We start from the raw sequence: 5158 nt of genomic DNA on the forward strand, positions 1-5158 counted from the left end.
GGGCCCTGCACGCATTTGCTGTTCATCGCCAAGAATATCGAGCGCATCGGCGACCACACGACCAACATCGCCGAACTCATTCATTATGCCGTCAAGGGCGAGATGATCACGGAAGAGCGGCCGAAGGGCGACTCCACCGCCTATGCACTGGTCAGCGCCCCGGGCAGCGCGACCCCAGGCAGCACGACCCCAGGCAGCACGACCCCGGGCGGCGGTGCTCCGGGAGGCCGGTAATGAGCGTGGCGATCAAGCCGCGGGTCCTGGTGGTCGAGGACGAGGCCGCGCTGCTGGCTCTGCTTCGGTACAATCTCGAGAAGGAAAACTACGTCGTCGACGAGGCGACGGATGGCGAGCAGGCCCTGCTGAAGGTGGCCGAAGACCTGCCTGACCTGATCCTGCTGGACTGGATGCTGCCGCGCCTTTCCGGGCTGGAGGTCTGCCGCCAGCTGCGCCGCGATCCCAACGCGCGCAACGTGCCGATCATCATGCTGACGGCACGGGGCGAGGAGGGCGACCGGGTGCGCGGGCTGGACGCCGGCGCCGACGACTATATCGCAAAGCCGTTTTCGCCCGGCGAGCTGCTGGCCCGCATCCGCGCGGTGCTCCGCCGCATCCGGCCGGCGCTGGCCGAGGAAATGCTTACCTATGGCGGTCTGGTGATGGATATCGCCACCCACAAGGTGACGCGGAACGGCCGCGAGGTGCATCTCGGACCGACCGAGTTCCGGCTGCTGCGCTATTTCCTCGAGCATCCCGGCCGCGTGCTGTCGCGCGACCAGCTGCTCGACGCCGTGTGGGGGCGCGACATCTATGTCGAGCAGCGCACGGTGGACGTCCATATCCGCCGCCTGCGCAAGGCGCTGAACGACGCCAACGAGCCGGACATCATCCGGACCGTGCGCTCTGCCGGCTATGCGCTGGAGCTGACGCCGACGGCGGCCTGCACGGAATCAGCCTGACCGCGAAACCGGTTGCAGGGATCAGCGCCGGGCGATCTGCTTCCGCATGGCCGCAAACAGGGCGTCGATTTTTCCACCGTTATTCTGGATCACGGATTCGAACTGCTGGCGCTGGGTGAAGGCCATCGACACGCCCTCGACCACCACGTCGGTGACCAGCGGCTTGCCGTTTTTCTCATGCGTCTTCCATTCGACGCGGATGGGCGGGCCGTTCTGGCGCAGGATCTGGGATTCCACGATGGTCTCGCTGCCTGCGCTGCGCGCACCTTCGCGCACCTCGAAGGTCTCGCCGTTATACTGCGCCAGCAGCTGCGAATAGACCTTCACCAGGTAATCCTCGAACAGCCTCTGGTATTCCGGCCGCTGCGCGTCGGTCAGGCTGCGGCTGTAACGGCCGAGGCAGAAGCGGCCGACGGCCTCGAGGTCGAGATGCGTCGTCAGCAGGTTGCGCAGCAGGTCCTCGCGCTTTTCCTGGGTGATCGACCGGTCTTCGAGGGCTTTCAGGGTCTCGTTGCCGACCTGCCGGATGAAGCTGTCGGCCTCGGCCGCCCGGGCCGGCAGCAGCGAGGCGAACAGGCCGATCCCTGCGGCAACAAGCAGCATGAGGACGGGGCGTCGCGAAAACGGCATCTGCAGCATCGAATCACCTAAGTTCAGGAACCGAAAGCATTTTAGGGCTGGAATATGCCTGCCTGCTCAGCGGATAGCTAGAACGCGGGAGTAGGGTTGCCACGATTCTTTTTGTGTCCGAAGTTCTATACAAATACATAAAGATATGTTTATATTATTCGAATGAACGCCACCCTGACCCTCGATACCCTCATGGCGGCCCTGCGCGCCGCGGCGGAGCCGACCCGGCTGCGCGTGCTCGCCCTCTGTTCCCAGGGCGAGCTGACGGTGACCGAGCTGACCCAGATCCTGGGCCAGAGCCAGCCGCGGGTCTCGCGCCATCTCAAGCTGCTCTGCGAGGCCGGCCTGCTGGAACGCGTGCCGGAGGGAACCTGGGCCTTCTACCGGATCGGCGAGACCCTGCCCGGCGCGCCGCTGGTCCGCGCGCTCAGCGCCCTGCTGCCGTCCAACGACACCACCCTGGCCCGCGATGCCGAACGCCTGGCTGCGGTGAAGCATGCCCGCGCCGCCGCGGCCGAACAGTATTTCCGCGAGAATGCCGCCCAGTGGTCGGCGATCCGCTCGCTCCATGTCGACGAGGCGCAGGTCGAGGCCGCAGTGGCCAGGCTGGTCGGCCAGGTCGACGACCTGCTCGATATCGGCACCGGCACCGGCCGCCTGCTGGAAGTGCTGGCGCCGCAGATCAGGCGTGGCCTCGGCGTCGACCTGAGCCGCGAGATGCTCGGCATCGCGCGCACCAACCTGGAGCGCGCCGGCATCCGCCACTGTCAGGTGCGCCAGGCCGACATGTATGCCCTGCCGATCGACTCCGGCAGCATGGATGCCGCGGTGATCCACCAGGTTCTGCATTTCGCCGACGAGCCGCAGAAGGCGATCGCCGAGGCGGCCCGGGTGCTGAAGCCCGGCGGCCGGCTGGTGATCGTCGATTTCGCGCCCCATGACCGCGAGGAGCTGCGCGCCCGCCATGCCCATCGCCGGCTCGGCTTTGCCGATGCCGAGCTGCGCGCCTGGTGCGAGGCCGCATCGCTGCAGACCGATCCCGTGCTGGCGCTGCCAGGCCAGCCGCTGACCGTCCACATCTGGCATGCGCGCAAGCAAGCCGTCGCGCGCCTGCCGTCCCGCGAGAGTGAAGCCGCATGACATTCCCCGACAGCAATGCCTATGCCGCGCGGCGTCCCGGGCCGCTGAAGGTCTCCTTCGAGTTCTTCCCGCCCAAGACGCCGGAGATGGAGGAAAGCCTGTGGCGCAGCGTGCTGCGCCTGGCGCCGCTCAATCCGCGCTTCGTCTCGGTCACCTATGGCGCCGGCGGCTCGACCCGCGAGCGCACCCACAACACCGTGGTCCGCATCCTGAAGGAAACCGGCCTGAGCCCGGCGGCGCATCTGACCTGCGTCGGCGCCGCGAGAGGCGAGGTCGACGAGGTGGCCGAACATTACTGGCAGGCCGGCATCCGGCATATCGTCGCCCTGCGCGGCGACGCGCCGGAGGGCACCGGAAAATTCGTGCCGCATGCCGACGGCTATGCCAATTCGACCGACCTGATCGCCGGCCTGCGCAAGCTGCACGACTTCGAGATCAGCGTCGGCTGCTATCCCGAAGGCCATCCGGATTCCACCTCGCCGCGGCTGGAGCTGGAGCACCTGAAGCGCAAGGTGGATGCCGGCGCGACGCGCTGCATCACGCAGTATTTCTTCGACACCGATGTCTACTTCCGCTTCCTCGACCGCGCGCGGTCGGCCGGCATCACCGTGCCGATCGTGCCGGGCATCCTGCCGGTGACGAATTTCCGGCAGGTCACGCGCTTTTCGGCCGCCTGCGGCGCCAGCGTGCCGGCCTGGCTGGCCGACATGTTCGACGGCCTCGATGACGATGCCGAAACCCGTCGCATGGTGGCGGCGCATGTGGCCGCCGAGCAGTGCCGCCGCCTGCTCGCCGCCGGCATCGACGAATTCCATTTCTACACGCTGAACCGCGCCGACCTGACCTACGCGATCTGCCATGTGCTGGGTGTGCGGCCGCAGCAGACCGTCGGCAGCGAAGCCGCCGCCTGAGGAGCAAGCCATGGAGAACCGCGAACAGCGCAACCAGCGTCGCGCCGCGCTTTACGAGGCGGCGAAGAACCGCATCCTGGTGCTCGACGGCGCCATGGGGACCATGCTGCAGCGGCGCAAGCTGCAGGAGGCCGATTACCGCGGCGAACGCTTCAAGGGCGCCAACGGCGACCTGAAGGGCAACCACGACCTGCTCAACATCACGCGGCCCGACGTTATCCTCGACGTGCATCGCGAATATCTCGAGGCCGGTGCCGACATCATCGAGACCAACACCTTCAGCGGCACCTGGGTCAGCCAGGCCGATTACCGGCTGGAATCCGCCGTGCCGGAGATCAACCGCGAAGGCGCCCGGCTGGCGCGGCAGGCGGCCGACGAATACACGGCGAAGGATCCCGCGAAGCCGCGCTTCGTCGCCGGCGCGCTGGGGCCGACCAACCGCACGGCCTCGCTGTCGCCTGACGTGAACCGCCCCGATTTCCGCAATATCACCTTCGACGAATTGAAGGAAGCCTATAAGGAGCAGGCGCGCGGCCTGGTGGAAGGCGGCGCCGATATCCTGCTGGTCGAGACCATCTTCGACACGCTGAATGCCAAGGCCGCCGTCTTCGGCATCTACGAGCTGTTCGACGAGCTCGGCGAGGAATGGCCGCTGATGATCTCGGGCACCATCACCGATCTGTCGGGGCGCACCCTTTCGGGCCAGACGACCGAGGCCTTCTGGAATTCGATGCGCCATGCGCGGCCGTTTTCCGTCGGGCTGAACTGCGCCTTCGGGGCCCAGCAGATGCGGCCCTATATCGCCGAGATGAGCCGCGTGGCCGATGTGGCGGTGAGCGCCTATCCCAATGCCGGCCTGCCCAACCAGTTCGGCGAATATGACGAGGCGCCGCATGCGACCGCCGCGCATCTGCGCGAATGGGCCGAAGCGGGGCTGGTCAACATCGTCGGCGGCTGCTGCGGCACCACGCCCGACCATATCCGCGCCATCGCGGAAAGCGTGCGCGGCCTGAAGCCGCGCAGGATTCCCGTGATCCCGCCCGCGCTCCGTCTCTCCGGCCTCGAACCCTTTACCGCATCCGCAGCATGAGCCAGTTTTCCAATCTTCCGGTCTTCATCAATATCGGCGAGCGCACCAACGTCACCGGCTCGGCGAAATTCCGCAAGCTGATCCAGGCGGAGGACTACGAGGCGGCGCTCGCCATCGCGCGCCAGCAGGTGGAAAACGGCGCCCAGATCATCGACGTCAACATGGACGAGGGCATGCTCGACTCCAAGGCGGCGATGGTGAAGTTCCTCAACCTGATCGCCTCCGAGCCCGATATCGCCAGGGTGCCGATCATGATCGACTCCTCCAAATGGGAGGTGATCGAGGCTGGCCTGAAATGCGTGCAGGGCAAGGCCATCGTCAATTCGATCAGCCTGAAGGAAGGCGAGAAGCCCTTCCTGGAGCAGGCGCGCAAGATCCTGCGCTACGGCGCGGCAACCGTGGTCATGGCCTTCGACGAGCAGGGCCAG

7 protein-coding genes are annotated in these 5158 nt (G+C 66.6%); 6 read left to right on the top strand and 1 reads right to left on the bottom strand.

The genetic code is table 11. The annotated features are described in order from the left end of the window. A partial coding sequence (locus VKZ87_RS01100) for a phosphate signaling complex PhoU family protein (protein WP_324219389.1) occupies positions 1-234 on the top strand: 234 nt, incomplete at its 5' end. Beyond that, positions 234-959: a phosphate regulon transcriptional regulator PhoB gene (gene phoB, locus VKZ87_RS01105; protein WP_324219390.1), complete on the top strand. Its 726-nt coding sequence runs from the start codon at positions 234-236 to the stop codon at positions 957-959. The genes VKZ87_RS01100 and phoB, both read left to right, overlap by 1 nt. A 21-nt stretch (positions 960-980) precedes the next feature. Here phoB and VKZ87_RS01110 read toward each other — a convergent pair whose 3' ends face one another. After that, positions 981-1598, bottom strand: a complete 618-nt coding sequence (locus VKZ87_RS01110) for an ABC transporter substrate-binding protein (RefSeq protein WP_324219391.1) — start codon at positions 1596-1598, stop codon at positions 981-983. A gap of 153 nt (positions 1599-1751) precedes the next feature. Here VKZ87_RS01110 and VKZ87_RS01115 point away from each other — a divergent pair, with 153 nt between their 5' ends. From VKZ87_RS01115 to VKZ87_RS18480, 4 genes are all read left to right on the top strand, one after another. Further along, the gene (locus tag VKZ87_RS01115) at positions 1752-2729 is read left to right on the top strand and encodes a metalloregulator ArsR/SmtB family transcription factor (protein ID WP_324219392.1); all 978 of its coding nucleotides are present in this window, start codon (positions 1752-1754) and stop codon (positions 2727-2729) included. Beyond that, complete coding sequence (gene metF, locus VKZ87_RS01120; RefSeq protein WP_324219393.1) at positions 2726-3640, top strand: methylenetetrahydrofolate reductase [NAD(P)H]; 915 nt, start codon at positions 2726-2728, stop codon at positions 3638-3640. Before VKZ87_RS01115 ends, metF begins: the two co-directional genes overlap by 4 nt. 10 nt (positions 3641-3650) lie before the next feature. Then, positions 3651-4730 carry a homocysteine S-methyltransferase family protein gene (locus VKZ87_RS01125; protein WP_324219394.1) on the top strand — a complete coding sequence of 360 codons (1080 nt, stop codon included), beginning with the start codon at positions 3651-3653 and terminating at the stop codon, positions 4728-4730. Continuing rightward, the coding region (locus VKZ87_RS18480) for a dihydropteroate synthase (RefSeq protein WP_324219395.1) at positions 4727-5158 on the top strand (432 nt) is incomplete at its 3' end. The genes VKZ87_RS01125 and VKZ87_RS18480, both read left to right, overlap by 4 nt.

This window comes from Ferrovibrio sp. (assembly GCF_035304305.1).
In the GTDB taxonomy this organism is placed as follows: Bacteria; Pseudomonadota; Alphaproteobacteria; order Ferrovibrionales; family Ferrovibrionaceae; genus Ferrovibrio.